This window comes from Inquilinus sp. CA228 (genome assembly GCF_052078665.1).
In the GTDB taxonomy this organism is placed as follows: domain Bacteria; phylum Pseudomonadota; class Alphaproteobacteria; order DSM-16000; family Inquilinaceae; genus Inquilinus.
The window spans coordinates 36,858-61,099 of the sequence record NZ_JBQJIK010000020.1 but is presented as its reverse complement, the minus strand read 5'-3'; the positions used below and the strand labels follow the sequence as shown (position 1 = coordinate 61,099).

Annotated in this window: 22 protein-coding genes; 10 read left to right on the top strand and 12 right to left on the bottom strand. The window is 69.2% G+C overall.

Going from position 1 to position 24,242, the window contains the following annotated elements; genetic code table 11:
- Position 1: 1 nt before the first annotated feature.
- Together ACTOWL_RS12105 and ACTOWL_RS12100 are read right to left on the bottom strand one after the other, a co-directional pair.
- Complete coding sequence (locus ACTOWL_RS12105; protein ID WP_441321479.1) at positions 2-901, bottom strand: SDR family oxidoreductase; 900 nt, start codon at positions 899-901, stop codon at positions 2-4.
- A gap of 27 nt (positions 902-928) precedes the next feature.
- Positions 929-1,684, bottom strand: coding sequence for an SDR family oxidoreductase (locus ACTOWL_RS12100; RefSeq protein ID WP_441321478.1), 756 nt, complete (start codon positions 1,682-1,684; stop codon positions 929-931).
- A gap of 109 nt (positions 1,685-1,793) precedes the next feature.
- On the opposite strand from ACTOWL_RS12100, the gene ACTOWL_RS12095 reads away from it, so the two are divergent.
- On the top strand, positions 1,794-2,702 hold the full coding sequence (locus tag ACTOWL_RS12095; protein ID WP_441321477.1) for a LysR family transcriptional regulator: 909 nt from the start codon (positions 1,794-1,796) through the stop codon (positions 2,700-2,702).
- Positions 2,703-2,719: 17 nt separating this feature from the next.
- On the opposite strand, the gene ACTOWL_RS12090 is transcribed toward ACTOWL_RS12095, so the two are convergent.
- The 6 genes from ACTOWL_RS12090 to ACTOWL_RS12065 form a co-directional block, all read right to left on the bottom strand.
- Positions 2,720-4,513, bottom strand: a complete 1,794-nt coding sequence (locus ACTOWL_RS12090; protein ID WP_441321476.1) for an ABC transporter ATP-binding protein — start codon at positions 4,511-4,513, stop codon at positions 2,720-2,722.
- Between the two features lie 433 nt (positions 4,514-4,946).
- Positions 4,947-5,567 (bottom strand): hypothetical protein, encoded by a 621-nt coding sequence (locus tag ACTOWL_RS12085; protein ID WP_441321475.1) that lies wholly within the window; start codon positions 5,565-5,567, stop codon positions 4,947-4,949.
- A gap of 142 nt (positions 5,568-5,709) precedes the next feature.
- On the bottom strand, positions 5,710-5,955 hold the full coding sequence (locus ACTOWL_RS12080) for a hypothetical protein (protein WP_441321474.1): 246 nt from the start codon (positions 5,953-5,955) through the stop codon (positions 5,710-5,712).
- 12 nt (positions 5,956-5,967) lie between these two features.
- On the bottom strand, positions 5,968-6,621 hold the full coding sequence (locus tag ACTOWL_RS12075) for a peroxiredoxin (RefSeq protein ID WP_441321473.1): 654 nt from the start codon (positions 6,619-6,621) through the stop codon (positions 5,968-5,970).
- 336 nt (positions 6,622-6,957) lie between these two features.
- Positions 6,958-10,104: an efflux RND transporter permease subunit gene (locus ACTOWL_RS12070; protein ID WP_441321472.1), complete on the bottom strand. Its 3,147-nt coding sequence runs from the start codon at positions 10,102-10,104 to the stop codon at positions 6,958-6,960.
- Entirely contained in the window at positions 10,101-11,129 is a 1,029-nt protein-coding gene (locus ACTOWL_RS12065) for an efflux RND transporter periplasmic adaptor subunit (RefSeq protein ID WP_441321471.1), read from the bottom strand. Before ACTOWL_RS12065 ends, ACTOWL_RS12070 begins: the two co-directional genes overlap by 4 nt.
- A 582-nt stretch (positions 11,130-11,711) precedes the next feature.
- Between ACTOWL_RS12065 and ACTOWL_RS12060 the strand changes: the two genes are divergently transcribed.
- The 4 genes from ACTOWL_RS12060 (at position 11,712) to ACTOWL_RS12045 (ending at position 14,915) form a co-directional block, all read left to right on the top strand.
- Complete coding sequence (locus ACTOWL_RS12060) at positions 11,712-12,347, top strand: TetR family transcriptional regulator (RefSeq protein WP_441321470.1); 636 nt, start codon at positions 11,712-11,714, stop codon at positions 12,345-12,347.
- Between the two features lie 125 nt (positions 12,348-12,472).
- Positions 12,473-13,480 (top strand): calcium-binding protein, encoded by a 1,008-nt coding sequence (locus ACTOWL_RS12055; RefSeq protein ID WP_441321469.1) that lies wholly within the window; start codon positions 12,473-12,475, stop codon positions 13,478-13,480.
- Between the two features lie 149 nt (positions 13,481-13,629).
- The gene (locus ACTOWL_RS12050; protein WP_441321468.1) at positions 13,630-14,202 is read left to right on the top strand and encodes a sigma-70 family RNA polymerase sigma factor; all 573 of its coding nucleotides are present in this window, start codon (positions 13,630-13,632) and stop codon (positions 14,200-14,202) included.
- Positions 14,199-14,915: an anti-sigma factor gene (locus ACTOWL_RS12045; RefSeq protein ID WP_441321467.1), complete on the top strand. Its 717-nt coding sequence runs from the start codon at positions 14,199-14,201 to the stop codon at positions 14,913-14,915. Before ACTOWL_RS12050 ends, ACTOWL_RS12045 begins: the two co-directional genes overlap by 4 nt.
- Before the next feature lie 9 nt (positions 14,916-14,924).
- Here the strand turns inward: ACTOWL_RS12045 and ACTOWL_RS12040 are convergent, their stop codons facing one another.
- From ACTOWL_RS12040 to ACTOWL_RS12030, 3 genes are all read right to left on the bottom strand, one after another.
- The gene (locus ACTOWL_RS12040; RefSeq protein ID WP_441321466.1) at positions 14,925-16,040 is read right to left on the bottom strand and encodes a glycosyltransferase; all 1,116 of its coding nucleotides are present in this window, start codon (positions 16,038-16,040) and stop codon (positions 14,925-14,927) included.
- Positions 16,040-17,566 (bottom strand): glycosyltransferase family 39 protein, encoded by a 1,527-nt coding sequence (locus tag ACTOWL_RS12035; RefSeq protein ID WP_441321465.1) that lies wholly within the window; start codon positions 17,564-17,566, stop codon positions 16,040-16,042. Before ACTOWL_RS12035 ends, ACTOWL_RS12040 begins: the two co-directional genes overlap by 1 nt.
- A 348-nt stretch (positions 17,567-17,914) precedes the next feature.
- Positions 17,915-19,621, bottom strand: coding sequence for a tetratricopeptide repeat protein (locus ACTOWL_RS12030; protein WP_441321464.1), 1,707 nt, complete (start codon positions 19,619-19,621; stop codon positions 17,915-17,917).
- 184 nt (positions 19,622-19,805) lie between these two features.
- Between ACTOWL_RS12030 and fabA the strand changes: the two genes are divergently transcribed.
- The 5 genes from fabA (at position 19,806) to ACTOWL_RS12005 (ending at position 23,436) form a co-directional block, all read left to right on the top strand.
- Positions 19,806-20,342: a 3-hydroxyacyl-[acyl-carrier-protein] dehydratase FabA gene (fabA, locus tag ACTOWL_RS12025; RefSeq protein WP_441321463.1), complete on the top strand. Its 537-nt coding sequence runs from the start codon at positions 19,806-19,808 to the stop codon at positions 20,340-20,342.
- 19 nt (positions 20,343-20,361) lie between these two features.
- Positions 20,362-21,579, top strand: coding sequence for a beta-ketoacyl-ACP synthase I (gene fabB / locus ACTOWL_RS12020; protein ID WP_441321462.1), 1,218 nt, complete (start codon positions 20,362-20,364; stop codon positions 21,577-21,579).
- Positions 21,576-22,409 (top strand): enoyl-ACP reductase FabI, encoded by an 834-nt coding sequence (gene fabI, locus ACTOWL_RS12015; protein WP_441321461.1) that lies wholly within the window; start codon positions 21,576-21,578, stop codon positions 22,407-22,409. Before fabB ends, fabI begins: the two co-directional genes overlap by 4 nt.
- Before the next feature lie 95 nt (positions 22,410-22,504).
- Positions 22,505-22,801 carry a hypothetical protein gene (locus tag ACTOWL_RS12010; RefSeq protein WP_441321460.1) on the top strand — a complete coding sequence of 99 codons (297 nt, stop codon included), beginning with the start codon at positions 22,505-22,507 and terminating at the stop codon, positions 22,799-22,801.
- A gap of 59 nt (positions 22,802-22,860) precedes the next feature.
- A complete protein-coding gene (locus ACTOWL_RS12005) occupies positions 22,861-23,436 on the top strand; it encodes a pyridoxamine 5'-phosphate oxidase family protein (RefSeq protein WP_441321459.1) in 576 nt (191 codons plus the stop codon).
- Between the two features lie 148 nt (positions 23,437-23,584).
- On the opposite strand, the gene ACTOWL_RS12000 is transcribed toward ACTOWL_RS12005, so the two are convergent.
- Positions 23,585-24,229, bottom strand: coding sequence for a hypothetical protein (locus ACTOWL_RS12000; protein ID WP_441321458.1), 645 nt, complete (start codon positions 24,227-24,229; stop codon positions 23,585-23,587).
- Positions 24,230-24,242: the final 13 nt, after the last annotated feature.

The following is a 24,242-nucleotide window of genomic DNA, read 5'->3' as shown; positions in this document are numbered from 1 at the left end:
CTCAGCCGATCGACCGCGGCGTCAGGATGTCCTCGAGCCCGATCCGCCGCAGCAGCTCGGCCCGCACCCGATCGGCGACGCCGTTGACGACCTCGGCGCCGTCCTGCGACGGGTCGATATGGACTCGGAACGGGCGCTTGCCGAACGGGGTGTCGACCACCTTGACGATGGCGTCCGCCACCGCCTGCGGGTCGGCGTCGGCCGGCTCCAGCGCCGCCAGGCCCTTGAAGGCGACCTCGCCGAAATCGGCGGTCGGGCCCTTGGCGTATTCCTCGGCCCGCGCCGTGTCGGCCGGCGTGCCGGAATGGGCGAAGTGGTTGGTGCCCTTGGTGAAGGCGCCGGGCACGATGATCGAGGTCTCGATGCCCCAGCGCGCCAGCTCGCCGGCATAGCTGACGGCCAGCGCGTCCATCCCCGCCTTGGCGGCGAAATATGGCGCCAGATAGGGCGGCGTGCCGCCGCGCGAGCTGCTGGACGAAACCCAGACCAGCAGCCCCTTGCCCTGCTGGCGCAGCTGCGGCAGGGCGGCGCGGTTGACCCGCTGCGTGCTCAGCACGTTGATGTCGTAGAGCTGGGCCAGCTGCTCCGGCGTGAAGGCCTCGGCCGGGCCGTAGACCATGTGGCCGGCATTGTGGACGACGACGTCGAGCCGCCCGTTATCGGCGATGATCCGGGCGATCGCCGCATCGGCCGAGGGCTGCGACGCGACGTCGAGCTCGACCGTGCGCAGGTCGACGCCGTGCTCCTTCGCATAGGCCTGGACCTCGGCCACCTGCGGCGCGTTGCGGCCGGCGGTGTCGCGCATGCTGGCATAGACGGTGTGGCCGGCATGGGCCAAAGCGCGGGCGGCCATCAGGCCGAAGCCGCTGGACGCGCCGGTGACGACGATGACGTTGCTCATGGGTTCTCTCCGGGAATGCAGGGTCGGTCAGACGAGGCCGCCATTGGCGCGCAGGACCTGGCCGTTGACCCAGCCGCCGTCCGGGCCGGCCAGGAAGGACACGGCCGCGGCGACGTCCTGCGGCGTGCCCAGCCGCTCCAGCGGCACCGCCTTGGCGAAGCGCTCGACCAGCTCCGGCGACTTGCCGTGGAAGAACAGCTCGGTGCCGACCGGGCCCGGGGCCACGGCGTTGACGGTGATGGAGCGGCCGCGCAGCTCCTTCGCCAGGACGCCGGTCAGCGTCTCCACAGCCGCCTTGGTCGCGGTGTAGACGCCGTAGGTCTCCAGCTTGGTGCCGACGACGCTGGTCGAGATGCTGATGATCCGGCCGCCGTCGCGCAGCCGCTTGGCGGCCTCGCGCAGCATGTTGAAGGTGCCCTTCAGGTTGATCGCGACCGTCTTGTCGAACAGCGCGTCGTCGGTGTCGGCGATCCGCGCCAGCTGCATGATGCCGGCGTTGTTCACCACCACGTCGACGCCGCCGAAGGCGGTCTCGGCCGCCTCGAACATGCGGCGCACCGCGGCCGGGTCGGCGACGTCGGCCTGGGCGGTCAGGGCGCGGCCGCCGGCCTGCTCGATGCCGCGGGCCAGGGCCTCGGCGGCCTCGGCATTGCCGGCATAGTTGACGACGACGGTGAAGCCGTCCCGGCCGAGCCGCTCGGCGATCGCGGCACCGATGCCGCGCGAGGCGCCGGTGACGATTGCGACCTTACCGGGCACGCCCGTGGTGTTCCGTTCGCTCATCTTGTCCTCCTCCCCGACATCGTGTCGGTGACGGAAAGATGGACCTTATCCGTTTCCGGATAATCTGCTTTGATCTGGCATCATCATTCGGAATTCGGGAACAATAGCCATGGACCGGCTGGACGCGATGCGACTGTTCCTGCGGGTGGTCGAGCGGCACAGCTTCTCGCTCGCGGCGCAGGATCTCGGCCTGCCGCGCTCGACCGCCACCGAGGGGGTCAAGCAGCTGGAGGCGCGGCTGGGCGTGCGGCTGCTGCAGCGCACCACCCGGCAGGTCCGGCCGACGCTGGACGGCGAGGCCTATTACCAGCGCTGCCTGTCGATCCTGGCCGATATCGAGGAGGCCGAGGCCGCCTTCACCGGCGCCAAGCCCAAGGGGCTGCTGCGGGTGAACGTGCACGGCATCCTGGCCCGGTCCTTCATGATGCCGGGCCTGCCGCGCTTCCTGGAGGAATACCCGGAGATCCGGCTGCATTTCGGCGAGGGCGACCGCTTCGTCGACCTGGTGCGCGAGGGCGTGGACTGCGTGCTGCGGGTCGGACACCCCGCCGACAGCGCGCTGATCGGGCGGCGCATCGCGATGCTGTCGGAAGGCACCTTCGCCAGCCCGGCCTATCTGGAACGGTTCGGCATGCCGCGGAGGCCGGACGAACTCGACGGCCACCGCATGGTCGGCTTCCTGTCCTCCGCCACCGGCGCCCTGCTGCCGCTGGAGTTCACGGTCGACGGCGCCCGGCGCGAGGTGACGCTGCCGGTGACGGTGTCGGCGGCGGGCGCCGAGATCTACTTCGCCGCCGGCCGGCTGGGGCTGGGGCTGATCCAGCTGCCGCGCTACCGCCTGTTCGAGGACATGGCGGCCGGCACCATGGTCGAGGTGCTGGCCGGCACGCCGCCGGCCCCCTCGCCGGTCTATGTGCTGTATCCGCACAGCCGGCAGCTGTCGCCGCGGGTCCGGGTGTTCATCGACTGGCTGGCGGCGGAGTTCGCCGCCCGCCTGCCGTCGGCCGAGGGCGGCTAGGGACGGTTGGAGGCGGCTTACGCCGCCTCCTGGCCGTCGATCAGCCCCATCGCCTGGTGCTCGAACAGCTCGCGGTAATGGCCGCCCTCGCGCTTCACCAGCTCGGCATGGGTGCCCTGCTCGACGATCCGGCCACGGTCGAACACCAGGATGCGGTCGACCTTCTGCACGGTCGACAGCCGGTGCGCGACGATGATCGTGGTGCGGCCGACGATCAGCTTCTCCACCGCCGCCTGGATCAGCGATTCCGACACGCTGTCCAGGCTGGATGTCGCCTCGTCCAGGATCAGGACCGGGGCGTCGGCCAGGATGGCGCGGGCCAGGGCGACGCGCTGGCGCTCACCGCCCGACAGCTTCACCCCGCGCTCACCGACCATCGTCTCGTAACCCTGCGGCAGGCGGGCGATGAAGTCGTGGGCATAGGCCTGCGTCGCCGCGTCGACGATCTGCTCCATCGTCGCGTCGGGCCGGCCATAGGCGATGTTCTCCGCCAGCGAGCGGTGGAACAGCACCGGCTCCTGCGGCACCAGGGCGATCTGCCGGCGCAGGCTCTCCTGCGTCACCCCGGCGACGTCCTGGCCGTCGATGCGGATGGCGCCGCCGTTCAGGTCGTACAGGCGTTGCACCAGCTTGACGAAGGTGCTCTTGCCGCTGCCGGAATGGCCGACCAGGCCGATCCGCTCGCCCGGGGCGATGGTCAGGGTGAAGCCGTCATAGATCGGCTCCCTCTGCCCCTGGTAGCGGAAGGTGACGGCGTCGAAGTCGATCCGGCCGGCCCCGACCTCGAGCGCCGGCGCCGCCGGCCGGTCCTCGACCCCGAGCGGCTGGTCCATGAAGTCGACCAGCTCCTCCATGTCGTTGACCGCACGCTGCAGGTTGCGGACATGCATGCCGACGCCGCGCAGATAGCCGTGGATCAGGGCGTAGGTGCCGAGGATGTAGGCGATGTCGCCCGGCGTCGCCATGCCGCGGCCCCACAGCCACAGGCCGATGCCCAGCACCATGCCGTTCAGCCCCACCATCAACAGGTTCTGGGTGGTGCCGGAATTGGTGCCGCGATGCCAGGTGCGGATGGTGCGCTGGCGCCAGATCTCGACCGTGCGGGCGATGAAGCTGTCCTCGCGGCGCTCGGCGCCGAAGGTCTTCACCACGGCGTTGCAGCCGATCGAATCCGCCAGGTTCCCGCCCAGCTTCGAATCCATCTCATTGGCCAGCCGCGCCGCCGGGGCGACGTAGCGCAGCACCAGCACCAGGCTGACCAGCATGAACACGGCGACGCCGCACGCCACCGCCGCACCCATCAGCGGCCAGCGCGCCGCCAGGAGCGCGGTGGCGCCGAGCAGGACCAGGATCGATGGCAGCAGCTCGACCAGGATCACGTCGTTCAGCAGGTCCATCGCCCAGGTGCCGCGGTTGATCTTGCGGACCGTGGCGCCGGCGAAGGCGTTGGCGTGCCAGTCGGTGGAGAAGCGCTGGACGCGCCAGAACGCCTCCTGCGTCATCGCCTGCATGACCCGGGTGGTCAGCCGGATGATGGCGCGGAACACCGTGTCGCGCAGCGCCACATAGACGATGCCGAGCGCGACGATGGTCAGCAGCGCCTGCAGCGCCGCGTCGTAGCCGCCGGGGCCGGAGGCGATGGCGTCGACCATGTGGCCGGCGAACACCGGCAGCACGACGTCGATCGCGGTCGAGGCCAGCACGCCGCCGATCGCCGCCGTGATCGGCAGCGGATGACGGCGCCAATGGCCGTAGCTGAAGCGCAGCACGCGCAGCAGAGGATTCTGGTTGGTGGTCTGGTCTGGCGCCACGGTCGTTCCGACACCGCCGAAGCGGCATCCTCCCGGCTGAACGGTTCAGGCGAGTCGGCGAGGGCGAGGCCCGGCACCGACGGCGATCTGATGGTTTCTGAACGGGGCGCCCGGGCGGTGAAGGCCCTTGGGCGTCCTCGGCGAGGGTCCGGAGGCCCCCGGGGCCAGACCAGCCGGGAGCACGGAAGCGGACCTACCTAGTGACGGAGGTCCGGGGAGCTGACGGTGCGTGGCGATGTCACTGCAACTCCCCTCTGCCGTTTTTGTGGACGCCGTTCACCCCGCCGCGACGGACGGGAGGTTCTTGATACCAGCGACAGAATGTTTCGGCAAGTCGCGATGGGAAGACTATCGGGTCGATGTGGATCAGAGACGAAAAAGGGCCGCTCGCGCGGCCCCTTCCGGATGGATCCGCAAAAGAGAAAACTGGTGCTTACGGCTTCTTCGGCTTGACGGCCGGAGCTGCCGCCTTGTCGGCCGGCGCCGCCGCGGTCTGGGTCTTCGCCCCGACCTCGTTGTAGCGTGTGTGCAGCATCTCGTAGGTCTTGTTCAGATACTCGTCCAGCTGCTGCGGGGTGTACTTGACCACCTCGGCGAACTGGTCCTGGCGCGCCAGGCAGTAAGCGGTCTGAGTCATCCGCTGCATGCGCTGGGATTCGTCGTTCGCCATCTTGGTGCGATAGGTGTCGAACAGGCGCTGACCGTTGCCCTTGTTGTACTTGCCCAGCAGCCGGCCGAGCTTGTCCTGGGTCTCCAGGATGCGGTCGTCGTTGTTGACCACCCACTGGCTGAAGGTCCGGAAGATGATCGGATCCTTGAACTCTTCCTTGCAGCTCAGCCCGGTGACCATCATCTCGGTCTGCAGCTTGACCAGCAGGTCGTAGCGCACCTCGGTCGGCGTCAACTGTGCCTTCGCCGGCAGGTTCACCGGCTGGTAGTTGCCGACATCGGGGAACAGCCCCCCCGTCTGTGGCTTCGGCGGCGGCGCCTCCTGGCAGGCCGCCAACGCCATGGCGGCCAACGCGGCCGCGGCAAAACCCTTCATCATCCTCATCGGTACCCCCGCAGATCCATCGACCGCACTTTAGCGCAGAAGCCCCGCCGACAGAATCTGAAATGCTCCGCCGCACCGGCCGGGCTTATATAGTGCTTCAACTCAGACCCTTATCCCATTGTGATGTATCAGTAAAGCCCAATCAATCCTGGCTCAGCTCCAACGCCTCGACGCCAAGCTCGGTGAGCCGCCAGGACGGATCGGCGGCGTCGGGGTCGAGACAGGCGACCAGTTTCGCCCGGCCGGTCTCGCGCAACGTGGCGCGGACCCGCCAGAGCGGCAGGCCGGCGGCCTCGGCCAGCCCTGCCGCGGTGTACGGGACGGCGAGCAGGGTGAGGCTGCGCTTCGCCACCTCGGTCAGCGTGCCGTCGGGGTTGATGCAGGCCATGTCCAGACCGGGTCAGCCCTTCACCTCGGTCTCGCAATACCAGAAGTCGGTGTAGGCATACCCGCCCTTGGCCCGGGCGTCGGCGTCCTCGATGGTGCGCGGCGCGGGGACGATCACCTTGCCGCCCGGCCGCCAGTCGGCCGGGGTCGCGACCTTGTGCTTGTCGGTGGTCTGCAGCGCGTCGACCAGGCGCAGGATCTCGTCGATGTTCCGGCCGGTGGTCAGCGGATAGTAGATCATTGCCCGCACCACTCCGGTGGGGTCGATGACGAAGACGCAGCGGCTGGTCTCGGTGCCCGACTGCTCCGGCATGATCATGCCGTAGAGCGTCGCCACCTTGCGGTCGCCGTCGGCGATCACCGGGAACGGGATCCTGGTGCCGAACAGCTCCTCGATCCGCTTGGTCCAGGCCAGGTGGGCGTAGATGCTGTCGATCGACAGGCCCAGCAGCTCGACCCCGCGCTCCTTCAGCGCCGGGGCGATCCGGGCGAAGGCGACGAACTCGGTGGTGCAGACCGGGGTGAAGTCGGCCGGGTGCGAGAAGAACACGACCCAGCTGCCGCGGAAATCCTCGAGCGCCAGGCGCCCATGGGTGGTCTCGGCTTCGAAGGGCGGGGCCACCTGCCCGAGGCGGGGCAGGCTGGGCAGGGGAGATGTCTCGGTCATGGCGGGACTCACTGCTGACAGCGATGGCGGCGTCGGCAGAGAATAGTCCAGCTGCGCCGCGAGGGCCAACCGGCTGGTCCGGCCGCAAGGCGCGGTATAAGCTCGCGCCCGAGCCCGCGTGGCAGACGGGCCTGCCGGAGGATCGAGATGAGACGAGGCATCTGCGCCGCAGCGGCCGCGGCGCTGCTTCTCACCCTCAGCGGCCCGGCCGCGGCCGAGATCGACGTGCTGCGCCGGGCGCCGGAGCTGATCCGGGCGGTCGACGCCAACGATGTCGACAAGGTCCGCACCCTGCTGCTGAGCGGGACCGAGACGGGGCCGTGGGGCGGCCCCGTCTCACGGATGCTCCGCCTGGGGGAAGGCGGGCCCCGCTTTCGTTGCCGGCTGCTTGCGATCGCGCCAGGCGATCAGCCGGTAGAACATCGGGATGAAGAAGGTGGCGATGACGGTGGCGGCGAGCATGCCGCCGATCACGCCGGTGCCGATCGAATGGCGGCTGGCCGAGCCGGCGCCGCTGGCGATGGCCAGCGGCAGGCAGCCCAGGATGAAGGCCAGCGAGGTCATCACGATCGGCCGGAAGCGCAGCTTCGCCGCCTCCATCGCCGCGTCGACCGCGCTCATCCCCTCCTCGCGCTTCAAGACCGCGAACTCGACGATCAAGATCGCGTTCTTGGCGGCGAGGCCGATCAGCGTGACCAGGCCGATCTGGAAGTAGACGTCGTTCTGCAGCCCGCGCAGCCAGACCGCGACCAGCGCCCCGAACAGGGCGAAGGGCACGGCCGTCAGCACCGCGATCGGCAGCGACCAGCGCTCGTACTGCGCCGCCAGGATCAGAAACACCATGACCAGGCCGAACAGCAGCGCCTGGTTGCCGGAGCCGCCGGTCGACTGCTCCTGGAAGGCCGAGCCGGTCCAGGCCAGGGCATAGCCCTGCGGCAGGACCTCCTTGGCCAGCTGCTCCATCGCCGCGATCGACTGGCCGGAGGAGAAGCCCGGGGCCGGGCCGCCCATGATCTTCGCCGCCGGGAAGATGTTGAAGCGCTCGACCTGGTCGGGGCCGACGACCCGCCGGCTCTTCACCAGCGCGTCGATCGGGATCATGGCGCCGCTGTCGGCGCGGACGAAGACCTGCTTCAGATCCTCCGGCCGCTGGCGGAAGCTGCCCTCCGACGCCAGACTGACCCGGTAATTGCGGCCGTAGAGGGTGAAGTCGTTGACGTAGAGGCTGCCGAAGGTGGCCTGCATGGCGTCGAAGATCGACGAGATCGGCACGCCCAGCGCCCGCGCCTTCTCGCGGTCGACGTCGAGCTTGTACTGCGGGATGGCGATGTTGAACATCGACCGCACGCCGGCCAGGTCCGGCCGCTTGGCCGCGGCCTCGACCAGCGTCTGCGTCGCCTGGGCCAGGGCCGGATAGCCGGCGCCGGTGCGGTCCTGGATATAGGCCTCGAAGCCGCCGGTGGTGCTCATGCCCATGATCGGCGGCGGGTTGAAGGCCAGCACCATCGCGTCCTTGATGCCGGCGTTCATGCCCATGAAGGGTCCCGGCAGGTTGCGCGCGTCCATCGCCGGGTCGGTGCGCTGCGACCAGTCCTTCAGCGGCACGAAGACGACACCGCCATAGGTCTTCTGCGCCGCCGACAGCAGGTCGAAGCCGGGCACGTCGATGCTTTCGCTGACCGCCGGGTGCTGCAGGATGTTCCGGGTCGCCTCGGACAGCGCCTTCTCGGTCCGCTCCAGCGAGGCCGCGGGCGGCAGGAAGGCGGCGACGATCAGGTAGCCCTGGTCCTCGTCCGGCACCAGCGAGCCCGGGATTTTCTGGAACAGGTAGCCCGCCATCCCGGCGATGCCGGCGAACAGCAAGAGGCCGATGACGAAGCGCTTGAGGAAGAAGCGCACCCCGACGGTGTAGGCCGAGGTGATGCCGTCGAACACCCGGTTGAACCAGCGGAACGGCAGCGCCGGCTCGCGGTGGCCGGGCTTCAGGATCAGGGCGCAGAGCGCCGGGGTCAGCGTCAGCGCGACGATGCCGGAGATGGTGACCGACACCGCGATGGTGACGGCGAACTGGCGGTACATCTCGCCCGCCAGCCCGCCCATGAAGGCGACCGGCACGAACACGGCGCACAGCACGAGCACGATGGCGATGACCGGGCCCGAGACCTCGTCCATCGCCTTCCGCGCCGCCTCCTTCGGCGGCAGCTTCTCGGTGCGCATGATGCGCTCGACATTCTCGAGCACGACGATCGCGTCGTCGACGACGATGCCGATGGCGAGGATCAGGCCGAACAGCGTCAGCAGGTTGATCGAGAAGCCGAGGATGTACATCCCGGCGAAGGTGCCGAGGATCGAGATCGGCACCGCGATTACCGGGATCAGCGTCGCCCGCAGATTCTGCAGGAAGACGAAGACCACCAGCACGACCAGGACCATCGCCTCGATGAAGGTCTTGATCACCTCGTCGATCGAGACCTGGACGAAGCGGGTGGTGTCGTAGGGGATGGCGTAGGTGATGCCGTCGGGGAAGGCCGGCTTCAGCTCCTCCATCCGCGCCTTCACCCCCTCCGCCGTCTCCAGCGCGTTGGCGCCGGGCTGCAGGTAGATGCCGATCGCGGCGGCCGGCTTGCCGTTATAGTTGGCGGCGGAGTTGTAGGCCTGGGCGCCGAGCTCGACCCGCGCCACATCCTTCAGCCGCAGCGTCGCCGCGTTGCTGTCGGACTTCAGGATGATGTTCTCGAACGCCTCGGCGTTCGGCAGGCGGCCGTCGGTGGTGGCCGAATAGGTGAAGGCGAGGCCGCTCGCGTCCGGCTCCTCGCCGAAGCGGCCGGCGGCGAACTGGGCGTTCTGCTCCTGGATCGCGGCGGAGACGTCGCTGGGCGTCAGGCTGTACTGCGCCAGCTTGTCCGGCCGCAGCCAGATCCGCATCGAATAGTCCTTGCCGGCGCCGAACAGCGAGACATCGCCGACGCCGGGCACGCGCTTGAGGTCGTCGATGACGTTCAGCAGCGCGTAGTTGTTCAGGTAGATCGGGTCATACTGCCCGCTCTCGTCACGCAGGATCACCGCCTGCAGGATCGAGCTGGAGCGCTTGTCGACGCGGACGCCGGTGCGCTGCACCTCCTGCGGCAGGGTCGGCAGCACGCGCTGGACACGGTTGTTGACGTTGATCGTCGCCTGATCGGGATCGGTGCCGATCTTGAAGGTGACGGTCAGCGTCATGGTGCCGTCGCCGGTGTTGGTCGACCGCATGTACAGCATGTTGTCGACGCCGTTGATCTGCTGCTCCAGCGGCGCGGCGACGGTCTGGGCCACGGTCTCGGCGCTGGCGCCGGAATAGCTGGCCGAGACCGACACCTCGGGCGGCACGATCTCCGGATACTGCGCGATCGGCAGCACCCGCATGGCCACGAGGCCGGCCAGGGTGATGACGATCGAGAGGACGGCCGCGAAGACCGGCCGGTCGATGAAGAAGCGGGAGATCACGGGGCCACCTGCGCCACCTTGGCGGCGGACGGGCGCACCGGGCTGCCCGGCCGGACCTTGATCACGCCCTCGGTGATGATCCGGTCGCCGGCCTTCAGGCCGGCCTCGACCAGCCAGCCGCCCTCGACCTCGCGGCCGAGCGTCAGCGGCCGCGCCTCGGCCTTGTCGCCCTCGCCCAGGGCATAGGCGAAGGGACCCTGCGGGCCCTGCATCACCGCCACCTGCGGCACCACGATGCCCTGCTTCAGCGCCAGGCCGCCGACGGTGACCCGGACGAACTGGTTCGGCATCAGGATGCCCTGGGCGTTCGGCAGCATCGCCCGGGCGCGAATCGTGCCGGTCTGGTCGTCGACGATGCTGTCGGTGAAGTTGATGGTGCCGCCATGCTCATAGGTCCGCCCGTCGCCGAGCTTGACCGACACCGGGAAGCGGCGGTCCTTCGGCCCGTCGGCCTTGCCCTCGTCGAGCAGCCGCCGGATCTCGGCGAAGTCCGCGTCGCTGAAGGAGAAGCTGACATAGGCCGGGTCGAGCTGGGTGATCCGGGTCAGCAGGCCGTTGGCGCTGATCAGGCTGCCCTCCGGCACCGCCTCGATGCTGGTCATGCCGCCGAGCGGCGCCGTCACGGTCGTGTAGTCGAGGTTGAGCTGCGCCGTCTTCAGCTGCGCCTGGGTGGCGGCCATCGCCGCCTCGTCGGTGCGGACCTGGGCCGCGGCGTCGTCGCGGTCGCGCTCCGACCCGGCGCGGGCGGCGAACAGCTTGGCCGCCCGGTCGGCATTGATGCGGTCGTTGGCGAGCTGGGCCTGGGACTGCTGCAGCTGGGCCTGGGCGCGCGCCACCTCGGCCTGGTAGGTGGCGGGATCGATGCGGAACAGCTCCTGCCCCTCCGCCACCCGCGCACCCTCGGTGTAGTCGCGCTTCAGCAGGATGCCGCCGACGCGGGCACGCACCTCGATCTCGCGGAAGGCCGAGACCCGGGCGGCATAGGTGTAGGTCAGCGGCACCGGACCGGCCGACACCTCCTGCACCGTCACCTCTGGCGGCGGGGGCGCGGATTGCGTCTGGGCCTGGGCTTCACCGGTGTTTTCGTTGCAAGATGCAAGAATCGGCGCGGCGGCCAGGGTGACGGCCAATGCGACGGCGCGAAGAGAAGACGTCTTGCTCACGGTGACCGCACCTTTGCCTAAGAGTTTTTTGCCCTGCACAACGAATTTGGACGACGGGCCACAGCGCAGGATTGATTTACATACATTCTGGAATGTATGTTTCAGGGATGCGGAAGATCCCCTCGACGTTTCACCCGGCCCCCACACCGCCATATCGGCGCATCCCCAGAATGCCTGCTCTTGGCCGCCCGGGCAATGGCGGAGGCCGAGCCGACATATTAAGATTTGTTATCGGGAGAGACGCGGCAGCCGGTCCCCGGAACGACGGAATAGTGTCGGGGGGCACCCCGAATCCCGGATGGCTGAGCTCACGACAACCCCTTCCCGATGTCGGATTCTTTTGCGCCGCACACATCCCGGGGCCTCCGGGACGTCACGCAGGGATGGACTTATATACATACTCGGACGTATGTAAAGAGCAAAAAGGGGGAGAGGAATAGGGACATGGCACGCCGCACCAAGGCCGAGGCGGAAGAGACCCGGCAGAAAATCCTGGACGCAGCGGAGCGGCTGTTCTTCGTCGACGGGGTGTCGCGCACCTCGCTGGAGCTGATCGCCAACGCCGCCGGGGTGACCCGCGGCGCCATCTACTGGCACTTCAAGAACAAGGTCGAGCTGTTCGAGGCGCTGCACGAGCGGGTGAAGCTGCCGGCGGAGGATATCGTCGAGCGGGCGATGGCCGACGGCCATCCCGACCCGCTGGGCCTGGTCGAGCAGGCGATGGTCGAGAGCTTCATCGCCCTGACCGAGGACGAGCAGCGCCAGCGGGTGTTCACCATCCTGACCTGCCGCTGCGAGTATGTCGGCGAGATGCTGGCGGCGCTGGCGCGGCAGCGCGAGGCGCATGACCACATGCGCGCGACCATGAGCCGGGCCTTCACCATGGCGCGGGAGTCCGGCCGGCTGAGCCCGGCCTGGCCGCCTGAGGTGGCGGCCAGCACCCTGACCTGCCTGATGGTCGGGCTGATGGTCGACTGGATCCGCTTCGGCCGCCGCTTCGACCTGGTCGAGACCGGCACCCGCAGCGTCGGCGAGCTGTTCCGGTCGTTCCGCCGGGAGACCGAGCCGGCGCTCTGCTGAGCGGAAGTTTCGCGCGCCTGCTCTCCCATTCTGACTTTTCAGGGACCTGCGGTGCATCCGCAGGCGCTCTTCACGAGTAGTGCATTCGGATCGAGCGTTCGATTGCACCAACGGGAGAGACGACCATGCCTGGAAAGATTGTGCTCGGATCGCTGTTCGGCGACACCATCACCGGCAGCAGCGGCGACGACCTCATCATCGACCTGTTCGGCGACGACCGGATCTTCGGCGGCGCCGGCAACGACCGGATCTACGCCGGTTTCGGCAGCGACCGGGTCGACGGCGGCGCCGGCGACGACCTGATCGACGGCGGCTTCGGCAACGACATGCTGCTCGGAGCGGACGGGAACGACCGGGTCAGCGCCGGCTTCGGCAATGATGCGGCCGAGGGCGGCGCCGGAGACGATGTCCTGCGCGGCGACCAGGGCGACGACGCCCTGCGCGGCGGCGCGGGCAAGGATGATCTTGACGGCGGCGCAGGGCGGGACCGCCTGTTCGGCGGCGCCGGCGACGACGTGGTGGCCGGCGGCGCCGGCAACGACTCGCTTTCGGGAGATGAAGGATCGAGCCAGGCGCGCGGCGATTTCGGCGCCGATGTGCTGTCGGGCGGGCAGGGCGACGACATCCTGCTGCAGGGCGACGGCATCGACACCATGACCGGAGGGGCCGGCAACGATGCCTTCACCTTCCGGTGGACCAACCCGCAGAACACGACCGGAGCCGGGTTTGCCCAGATCACCGACTTCGACGGGGGTCCGGGCGGCGACAAATTTGCGTTCGACGTCGCCGGGCTGGGCGAGGATGCGGCCGGCGCGGCCTTCAAGGATCTCGGCGATGGATCGGTCGGCGGCGCCACCAGCAGCTTCTATCGGGGGGCCGCGGCCGGTGCGAACGGTCAAAACGTCGTCGTGATCACCGACCAGACCTTTGCCACTGCAGGGGCCGCGGCCGCGTCGGTCCAGGGCGAGGAGGCCGGCGACATCATCGTCTACTACAACACGACGTTCAATGTCGGCAGCCTGCTCTACGTCTCAGGCCCCAACATGGTCGGATCCATCGCCCGGCTCACCGGGATCGACTTCGCGGATTTCCAGGCGATCGACTTCACCGCCGCGGACTTCACTTTCATCTGAGAGACGCATGAAATGGCGCGGCGGCGGTCCCGGAGGCCGCCGCGCCAACCGGCGGCTCCTTCAACCGTTGAGCGACGGAGGCGCGATTCGATGCGTATCCTGATGCTGTGGACAATGCTCCGGAGACGAGTGATGGCGGGCCAGTCGAGATGAGCGGCATCCGCGACGGCGGTCGCCCGGCGGCCGAAGGCTTCGACTATCCCGGCGCGTTGCGCAGATGCGCGAGCGGGGACCGGACGGCCCTTCGCGCGATCTACGAACGCGATGCGGGCATCATGCTGGCCATCGCCCGGCGCATCCTGCGCCGACGCGATCTGGCGGAAGAGGCCGTTCACGACGCCTTCGTGCAGATCTGGAGGAATGCGGCCCGCTTCGATGCGGCACGGGGCGCCGGGCGGGCCTGGATCATCACGATCGTGCGCAACCGGGCGCTGACGATCCTGCGCGACGGCAGGCGCGAGGATCTGTCGCGTGATCCGCAGTCGCCCGACCTCGCGGACGGTGCCCCGGATCCGGAAGCCATCGTGGAACGGCTATCGGAGTCCGGACGACTGAGGCGGTGCCTGGAAACGCTCGAGCCGCAGCGTCGAACAGGCATCCTGCTGGCCTACGCCCATGGGCTCACGCATGGCGAGATCGCGGCTCGCCTCGAGGTGCCGCTGGGGACCGCAAAATCCTGGATCCGCCGCGCATTGCTGTCGCTCAAGGAGTGCATGCAGTGATCGGCGACGATGATCGGGACGCGCGGGTTGCGGATTACGTCCTCGGGCTGATGGAGATCGGGGAGAGGGAGCGAGCCTTCGAGGCCGAGATGGAGCGTGACCCGTCGCTGAAAAATGAGGTCGAGGCGTGGCGCATCCGCCTGGCGGAGCTCGACGAGACCGCGACGCCCGAGCCGCTGGACGAAAGCCTGTGGCGCCGGATCGATACGGATCTCGGGCGACCGGTCGAAACCGCTGGATCACACCGGACAGGCAGGCTGCGGGCTCTCTGGTCGGATCTCCGGTTCTGGCGGTCGACGGGTCTGGCCGCCTCGGCGGCGGCGCTGCTGCTGATGGCGGGAACCGCAGCGCTGCTGCTGCGGCCTCCGCCACAGCCGGTCCTGGTCGCCGTGTTGCTGGCCGATGGCAGCGCCGTGCCGGGCGCGGTGATCGAGATCGGCGCCGATGGCCGGGCTCGGCTGCTCTCGCTGGCCGCAGTGCCGGTTCCCGAAGGCCGGGCCCTCCAGATCTGGACCCTGCCCAGCAGAGAGATCGGACCGGTGTCGGTCGGATTGATCGATGCGGCGCGCAGCGTCGGCCTCGACCTGGGCCATGTGCCATCACCGAAGGAACAGCAGCTCTTCGAGATCACGCTCGAGCCGGCGTCCGGCTCGCCGACCGGTCGGCCCACGGGACCGATCCTGTACAAGGGTCTTGCGGCTCGTCCGCTGTAACGAGCCGGCCTACTCCCCGGCCGCCTGGGTCCGCGGGCGGGCGCGCTTGCTCCAGGTGAAGGTCGAGGTGACGCCGAAGTTCCAGACCGAGGACAGGGCGGCGCCGAGGAAGCTGGCCAGGGCCCAGGGCAGGTGCTGTTCGTACAGGAACTCCGCCACCTGCAGGTTGATCACGGCGCCGATGGCGCAGGCGGCGTAGAAGGACAGCAGGCCGCGCAGGAAATCGCGGCCGCGCAGCTGCTTGTCGCGATAGGTGATGCGGTTGTTGAGGGCGAAGTTCGAGGACATCGCCACCACGGTCGCCACCGCCTGGGCCCAGTAGAAGTCCCAGTCGAAGGCGTGCAGGAACAGCCCGACCAGGGCCAGCTGCACCGCCACGCCGGACAGCCCGACCATGACGAAGAGGATGAAGCGGGCCGGGATCGTACCGCCCAGCAGCTTGTCGAAGATCAGCATCAGGAATTCCAGGCTCACGGCGAAGTCGAGCTTGCTTTCGCCGCTGTGCCGGCTGCGGAAGACGAAGGGCAGCTCGGCGAAGCGCAACGGGCGCCCGGCCGAGGCGAAGATGTCGAGCAGGATCTTGAAGCCCTGTCCGTTCAGCCGGTCCGCCACCTCCTCGATCAGCGGCCGGCGCAGCATGAAGAAGCCGCTGAGCGGATCCGTCAGATTGGACGGCACCACCATCTTTGCAAGCCGGATGCCGAGGCCGGACAGGCGCTCGCGCTTCCCGGAGAAGCTGCCGAGGTCGCTGCCCGGCAGGAAGCGGCTGGCGACGACGATGTCGAGCGTGTCGGCCTTCAGCCGCTGCAGCATCTTCGGCAGCAGCGTCTCGTCATGCTGCAGGTCGGCGTCCATCACCGCGAGATAGGGCGCGCCGGTCGCCATCATGCCCTCGACCGTGGCCGAGGCCAGGCCGCGTCGGCCGATCCGCTTCAGGCAGCGGACATTGTCCCGGGTCTCGGCGATCTTGTAGACCGCTTCGGCGGTGCCGTCGGTCGAATCGTCGTCGACGAAGATCACCTCCCAGGCGATCCCGGCCAGGGCCGCGTCGAGCAGCTCGACGAGGCGCCCGACATTGCCGACCTCGTTCAGTGTCGGCACCACCACGGCGAGCTCGTAGCGCATCACTTGGCAGTTTCCCACGGTGCGTTCGGCGGCAGCGGCAGCGGCCAGGGCGCCTTGAAGCCGCGGGCGGTGTAGACGTGCAGGGTCAGCTCGGCCCGGCCGCCGCGGTGGACGATGATGTCCGGCTGCGGCTCGACCGAGGCGAAATAGGGCCGCCAGCGCTCGTCGAACCTCCTCAGGAACTCGTCCTGGCCGACGATCACCGCGTCATGGCCGGCGAAATCCATCTGGTTCCAGCCGAAGGCCAGGTTGCGCGGGTCTTCGCACAGGCACAGCACCGGCAGCCGGTCGCCGAGCTGCACGTCGATCTTGCCGGCCTGGTGCCACTGGGTGCCGACCACGAACAGGCCGGGCCGGTCGAACCAGCCGCGCTCCTGCGCCGCGGCGCGCAGATCGGTCCAGTCCAGCCCCTCCAGCGTCGGGTCCTTCTCGATCGTGGCCCGGTCGAGATAGGGCAGGGCCCGCATCCAGCCGGTGGCGGCGTGGCTGCCCAGCACCACCAGCACCACCACGGTGGCGATGGTCGACGCCTTGAGCCAGATCCGGGCGGGACGGCTGCCGGCTTTCAGCCAGCGCGCCGTGGCGGCGCCGAGCAGCGGGAACAGCATCAGGTAGCCCGGCGCCTGCCAGTGGAAATGGGCGCCGACCTTGGCCCAGGAGGCGACCGCGGTGAACAGCACGATCGGGATGATGGCGAGGCTGACCAGGAACCAGCCGCGCAGATCCTTCGGACCGCGGAACAGCCCGGCGCCGAACACCCAGATCATCGGCAGCCAGATCCAGGGCAGGAGCCAGATCGCCTGGCCGCCGATGTTCTGGCCCAGCCAGTCGAACCGGAAGCGCCCGCCGGAGCTGCGGCCGCTCTGGAACAGGAACGACACCCACTGGTTCTCGGCGTTCCAGATCAGCACCGGCGAGAAGATCGCGAAGGCGATGACGACCGCGATCCAGGGCGCCGGATGGGCCAGCCAGCGCCGCCGCCCCGGGGTGGTCAGCAGGAACAGCAGCAGCCCGGCCATCATCAGCACGGCGTGGTATTTCGACAGCAGCGCCAGGCCGAAGCAGAGTCCGGCGGCGAGCCACCAGCCCCAGGCGGCGCCGGGCGACAGCGTCTCCGGCTCCGGCACCACCACCCGCGCGGTGCAATACGCCGCGGCCAGCAGGAACAGGAACAGCGGCCCGTCCGGCTGCACCCAGCTGCCGACGCTGAGGAAGAACACGGCCGAGAGGTTCAGCAGCAGCGCCGCCCAGACCCCGGCCCAGGCACCGAACAGAACCGCGCCCAGCCGGTACATCAGCCAGGTCGAGACCCCGAACATCAGCACATAGGGCAGGCGCAGCCACAGCTCGGCGTCGCCGAGCCCGATCATGGCGTGGGTCAGCCACAGGAACAGCGGCGGCTGGTCGAAATAGCTGAGCGCCCAGAAGCGGGCGGTGGCGACGTAGTAGGATTCGCCGTTGCCGTAGCCGAGCGCCCAGGCCAAGGCGAGCCGCAGCAGCCCGCCCAGCAGGATCAGCCAGAACATCGCCCCCTGGGGGGTGTCGAGCCGCAGCCAGCCGGCCGATCCCGGCCGCCACCGGCAGCCGCTTGTCGAGGGTGACGGCGATGCCGTCCGGCCGCCCGGCCGCGGCCGCCAGCCGCCGCACCGCGCGCAGCGCCAGGTTGTCGTCGCCCGGCGGGATGGCACCGGCGAAGCGGCCGGTGACGGTCAGGCGCGGCGCCTCGGCCGTCTGCAAGGTCAGTTGGTCGCCGACATCGGCGAACACCACCAAGCTGTCGAGCAGGTGGTAGCCATCCGCGCGCTTGCCGACGACATGGAGATAGAGATTGACCTTGGCCGGCGCGGTGCCGGACCAGACCTTGCCGTCCACGATCAGTTCGATTTGACCGGGGCCGAGGCTTCCTGGGCCGGCAGGCCGTTGGCCAGCTTGGCCTCGATCTTGTCCTTCGGCGGGTCGCCCTCGGTGGTGCGCAGCGCCGCCTCCCACTGGTAGCGGGCCTCGATCTTGCGCCCGACCCGCCAATAGGCGTCGCCGAGATGGTCGTTGATGGTCGGGTCCTCGGGCTTCAGCGAGATCGCCTTCTCCAGCGTCTCCACCGCCTTGTCCATCTGGTTGGTGCGGTAATAGACCCAGCCCAGGCTGTCGATGATGTAGCCGTCATTCGGCGACAGGTCGACCGCCTTGCGGATCAGGTCCTCCGCCTCCTGCAGGGCCTTGCCGCGGTCGAGCAGCGAGTAGCCGAGATAGTTCAGCAGGTTGGCGTGGTCCGGGTTCAGCCCGATGGCGCGGCGCAGATCCTGTTCCGCCCGGTCGAAGCGGCCGCTGCGCTCGAGCGCGATGCCGCGGCGGTAGAGGAAGGTCCAGTCGACCTCCTCCAGCCGCTTCTGCCGGCGCGCCGCGTCGTCATAGGCGACGACGGCGGAGGCGAAATCCTGCTTCGCGCGGTACAGGTCGGCGAGGCGGAGATAGCCGGCCGGGCTGTCCGGCCGTTCCGACACCAGGTCGGAGGCCAGCGCGATGCCCTTGTCGAACTGCTCCAGGCTTTCATAGGCCAGGGTCTCGCGCAGCCGCGCCATCCAGCCGGCCGGGGTGCCGTCGGGCAGCGCTTCATAGGCGGCGATCGCGTTCTGGTACTGGTCCTGCCCGGACAGCACGTCGCCCAGCAGGATCTGCGTCACCGGGAAGTCGGGCCGCAGATAGAGCGCCAGGCGGGTGTAGATCAGGGCGGTGTCGCCGCCCTCGGCGTCGCGGTCCTGGCTGACGGCGCTGGCGATGTAGAACAGGGCCTCGGCCAGCCCGTCGGCCGGGCTGCCGATGATCGGCTGCGCCCGCTCGCCCTTGTCCAGGCGCTGGATCGCCGGCTCCAGCAGCAGGTTGTCGCCGTTGCGGTCGGCGAAGGCGCGATAGGCCTGGCGCGCCTTGTCGCGCTGGCCCTGGCGCTGATAGACACTGGCCAGCCCTTCGACCAGCCGCACCGTGCCGCCCATGTCGCCGAGCGCCTCATAGGCCGTCCGGGCGCCGTCGAGATCGCCGAGATAGTCGAGCAGTAGCGCCTTCTGGATCGACGACAGCGCGTCCGGCCGCGGCGGCTGCAGCATCGGGTCCAGGCTGGACAGCGCCGCCTTGCCGTCGCCGGCGCCGACCCGGAGCCAGGCGGCGATGATCGGCGTGATCGATTTGGCGGTGCCCGCCGTCTCCATGGTCTTCAGCCGGGCCAGGGCGTCGCGCCACTTGCCGGCCTTGGCGTCGTGCAGGATCAGGGTGATGCGGACCAGCTGGTCGGCGGTGTCCGCCGTGTCCAGCCGCTGGGCCAGCTTGGCGGCGCCCTCGACGTCGCCGCCGGCCAGGGTCAGGGTGAAGCTGCGCCGCAGCAGCGCCAGATTGTCCGGATCGGTCGCCAGCACCTGGCTGAAGAACCGGCCGGCGGCGGAGAGGTCGCGGGCGGCCAGCGCATGGGCGCCGGCGAGATAGGCGCCCGAGACGGTGCGCGGATCGGTGGCGGCCTCGGCGGCCGGCGGCCGCAGCACCGCCGTCGCCGCGACACAGGAGGCCAGAAGGGTCGTCCGCCAGACGGTCATGCGCGCGTCCAATTCCGCCGAAAGGTGCCGTGATCCCCCGAAGCTAGGGTGCCGGGCGGCCTCAGGCAATGCCTGTTCGCCGCGACCATTGGGCCCATCCGTGCCGAAGACCCGTCGCCGCCGGCCCGACTCGCGGCTTGTGCCGATCCGAAAAAACGCTACATTCGCGCGCGTCGGTGAGACCATGGAAGGCACCAACGCGGCCGTGACCGGTAAATCGAGCTACACCTACGAAGACCTGCTGTCCTGCGCGCATGGCGAGCTGTTCGGGCCCGGCAATGCCCGGCTGCCGCTGCCGCCCATGCTGATGATGGACCGGATCGCCACCATCAACGACGACGGCGGCGCCCATGGCAAGGGCGAGGCCGTGGCCGAGTTCGATATCCGCCCGGACCTGTGGTTCTTCGCCTGCCATTTCGAATCCGACCCGGTGATGCCGGGCTGCCTGGGCCTCGACGCGCTGTGGCAGCTGCTGGGCTTCTACCTGGGCTGGACCGGGGCGCCGGGCAAGGGCCGGGCGCTGTCGACCGGCGAGGTCAAGTTCACCGGCCAGGTGCTGCCCGACGCCAAGCTGGTGACCTACCGCCTGGACCTGAAGCGGGTGATCAACCGCAAGCTGGTGCTGGGCATCGCCGACGGCAGCGTGGCCTGCGACGGCAAGATCATCTTCGAGGCCAAGGATCTGAGGGTCGGCCTGTTCACGTCGACCGAAGCGTTCTGACGAACCGCGGAGAACCACCATGCGTCGCGTCGTCGTCACCGGGCTCGGCATCGTCTCGAGCCTCGGCAACAACCAGGACGAGGTCACCGCCAGCCTGCGCGAGGGCCGTTCCGGCATCGTCGCGGCGCCGGAGTACAAGGAGCTGGGCTTCCGCTGCCATGTCCACGGCACGGTCAAGCTGGACCCGGCCGACCATGTCGACCGGCGCATCCTGCGCTTCATGGGGCCGGGCGCGGCCTACAACTACATCGCCATGGCCCAGGCCATCGCCGATGCCGGCCTGGAGGAGAGCGACGTCTCGAACGAGCGCTCCGGGCTGATCATGGGCTCCGGCGGGCCGTCGACCTCGAACCAGGTCGACGCCGCCGACATCACCCGCGAGAAGGGGCCGAAGCGGATCGGCCCCTATATGGTGCCGCGCTGCATGTCGTCGACCAACTCGGCGACGCTGGCGACGCCGTTCAAGATCAAGGGCGTCAACTACTCGATCTCCTCCGCCTGCTCGACCTCGGCGCATTGCATCGGCAACGGCGCCGAGCTGATCCAGTGGGGCAAGCAGGACATCGTCTTCGCCGGCGGCGGCGAGGAGTTGCACTGGACCCTGTCGGTGCTGTTCGATTCGATGGGCGCCTTCTCGTCGCGCTTCAACGACACGCCGCAGCGCGCCAGCCGCGCCTATGACCGCGACCGCGACGGCTTCGTCATCGCCGGCGGCGGCGGCACCGTGGTGCTGGAGGAGCTGGAGCACGCCAAGGCGCGCGGCGCCAAGATCTATGGCGAGCTGGTCGGCTACGGCGCCACCTCGGACGGCTACGACATGGTCGCGCCATCGGGCGAAGGCGCGGTGCGCTGCATGCGCCAGGCCCTGGCGACGGTGGACACGCCGGTCGACTACATCAACACCCACGGCACCTCGACCCCGGTCGGCGACGTCACCGAGCTGGGCGCGATCCGCGAGGTGTTCGGCGACAAGGCCCCGAAGATCAGCTCGACCAAGTCGCTGTCGGGCCATTCGCTCGGCGCCGCCGGGGTGCATGAGGCGATCTACAGCCTGCTGATGATGAAGCACGACTTCATCACCGCCAGCGCCAACATCGAAAATCTCGATCCGGCCGCGGAGGGTTTCCCGATCGTGCGGCAACGGATCGACAATGCCGGGCTGGCCACAGTCCTCTCCAACAGCTTCGGCTTCGGCGGGACCAACGCGACGCTCGCCTTCAAGCGGTACGCTGCATGACCACCACTTCGACCGAACGCCGTGGCACCGGCCTGATGGCCGGCAAGCGCGGCCTGATCATGGGCGTCGCCAACAACCATTCGATCGCCTGGGGCATCGCCTCGACGCTGGCGCGCGAGGGCGCCGAGCTGGCCTTCACCTATCAGGGCGACGCCTTCCGCAAGCGGGTCGAGCCGCTGATCCAGTCGATCGGCGCCAGCTTCCTGGCGCCCTGCGACGTCGAGGACGAGGACTCGATCGCCGCCCTGTTCGACCGGCTGGGCAAGGAATGGGGGACGATCGACTTCCTGGTCCACGCCATCGCCTATTCCGACAAGGAGGAGCTGAAGGGCCGCTACCTCGACACCACGGCCGAGAACTTCAGCCGCACCATGCGGATCAGCTGCTACAGCTTCACCGCGCTGGCGAAGCGGGCGGCGGCGATCATGCCGGATGGCGGCAGCCTGCTGACGCTGACCTATCTCGGCGCCGAGCGGGTGATGCCGAACTACAACGTCATGGGCGTGGCCAAGGCGGCGCTGGAGGCCAGCGTGCGCTACCTGGCGGCCGATCTGGGCCCGCAGGCGATCCGGGTCAACGCGATCTCGGCCGGGCCGATGCGCACCCTGGCCGGCAGCGCCATCGGCGACGCCCGCTACGTGTTCCGCTTCAACCAGCAGAACAGCCCGCTGCGCAAGAACGTCACCCTGGACGAGGTCGGCGGCGCCGCGCTGTACCTGCTGGGGCCGCTGTCGACCGGCGTCACCGGCGAGGTGCACCATGTCGACGCCGGCTACCACGCCATCGGCATGCCGGCCGCGCCGCGCAACAGCGAGGCCGCGGAGGTCTGATCCCTCGCCGTCATCTCCGCTTCTGCGGGGATGACGGTGGATGACGAATCGGCGCCGCTGATATGATGCCCGTCCTGCAGGTCACGGGATCGGCCATGACGTATGCGACCGTTTTGCGGATCATCGGCGGGATCGCGATCGCGGCCTGCCTGGTCCCGGGCATTCCGTCCTGGGCGGCCGAGCGGCCGACCCCGGTCGACGAGATGGAATCGTACTCCATCACCTGCTTCAGCGCGCGCGGCGTGATCGTGTTCGCCACCTCCGACGTCTACGGCGTCTCGGTCGATCCGAGCGGGACGATCTACACCTACCGCACCGGCTGGCTGTCCGACCGCACCTACACCTATGTCCGGGGCGCCAACATCTCCTGCGTGATCCGGCCAAAACGCTGACGCTTTCGCAGTCGGGTTCGCCTCGGCTACGATCCCTCCCGCCCGCGGGAGGACGAGTCATGGCCAAGCAGTTCCCGGAGATCTCGCCGGCGCTGCAGGAGTTCATCCTGCGCCAGCGGATGTTCTTCACCGCCTCCGCCGCCGCGACCGGGCGGGTCAATGTCTCGCCGCGCGGCACCGACATGCTGCGGGTGCTGGGGCCGAACGCGGTGGTCTATCTCGACCTGACCGGCAGCGGCAACGAGACCGCGGCGCATCTGCGCGCCACCGGCCGGCTGACCGTGATGGTCTGCGCCTTCGAGGGCGCGCCGATGATCCTGCGGCTGTACGGCGCCGGCCGGGTGCTGCGCCGCGGCGGCCCCGACTATGCCCGGCTGCTGGCGGCGGAATATGGCGGCGTGGAGCCGCTGGGCGCCCGGCAGATGGTGCGGCTGGACGTCGACCTGGTGCAGACCTCCTGCGGCTTCGGCGTGCCACTGTTCGACTATGCCGGCGAGCGCCCGACCCTGGCGCGCTGGGCCGAGGCCAAGGAATCGCAGGAGGGGCTGGAGGCCTATCGCCGGGAGAAGAACACCCGCAGCATCGACGGGCTGCCGACCGGCCTGTTCGAGGAGGATCCGGTTTCGGCCGGGTAACGCCGGCCACAGGCGCGCGGACGCGCGCAGGCCCCTCCCCACTCCCGCCCGCAGGGGGAGTGTGGAAGGCTGCGCAACCGGGCTTCGTAGATCGGGGGCCGCGATGGCGGCTGGGTGTTGGGTTCGCCCAAAGCGAACCCAACCTACCTTACCCGGTGTCGGGCGGCCTGGGCTTGCGGGCGGAGGCCGGGCGAGGCTTGGGCGGATCCGCGGGCGGATCGTCCTCGCCGTCCTCCGACGGCAGGAAGCCCAGCTTCTCCATGGCCTCGTCGGCCATCTCCAGCCAGCGCTCCACCTGCACCGGATAGCCCCAGCGCCGGCACAACGCCGCCACCGCGACCTCGGCCCGGCTGGCTTCCACCAGCTCCGCCACCTCCGGCCGCTCCAGCTGCTCGCTCACCTCGGTGGCGCGGCGGTCGGCCTCCGCCTCGTCCTCGGACACCTCATAGGCGGCCGCCATCATCGCCAGCTTCACCCGAAGCTCGTGCCAGTCCTCCTGGTCCGCCTCGCGCTTCGCCGCGGCCTTGCGCCGCTCGTCGCGATGATGGGCGAACTTGTCCTCCAGGAGCAGGGTCAGCCGCAGCGACTTGGCGATCACGGCGATGCGCTGGCCATAGTCGACGCCGGGTTGCGGCGCCTCGACCGCCTCGGTGCGGGTCGCCTCGATGATCTCCATATGGACGTCCGCCACCCGGGCGAGCATGCGCAGATGCCGCGCCGTCCGCTCCTCCTGGGGAGTGGCCGGGGCTTCCGAAATCGAATCGGTCTGCGCGGTGTCCATAGAACGTAGCATGAACGTGATCGCA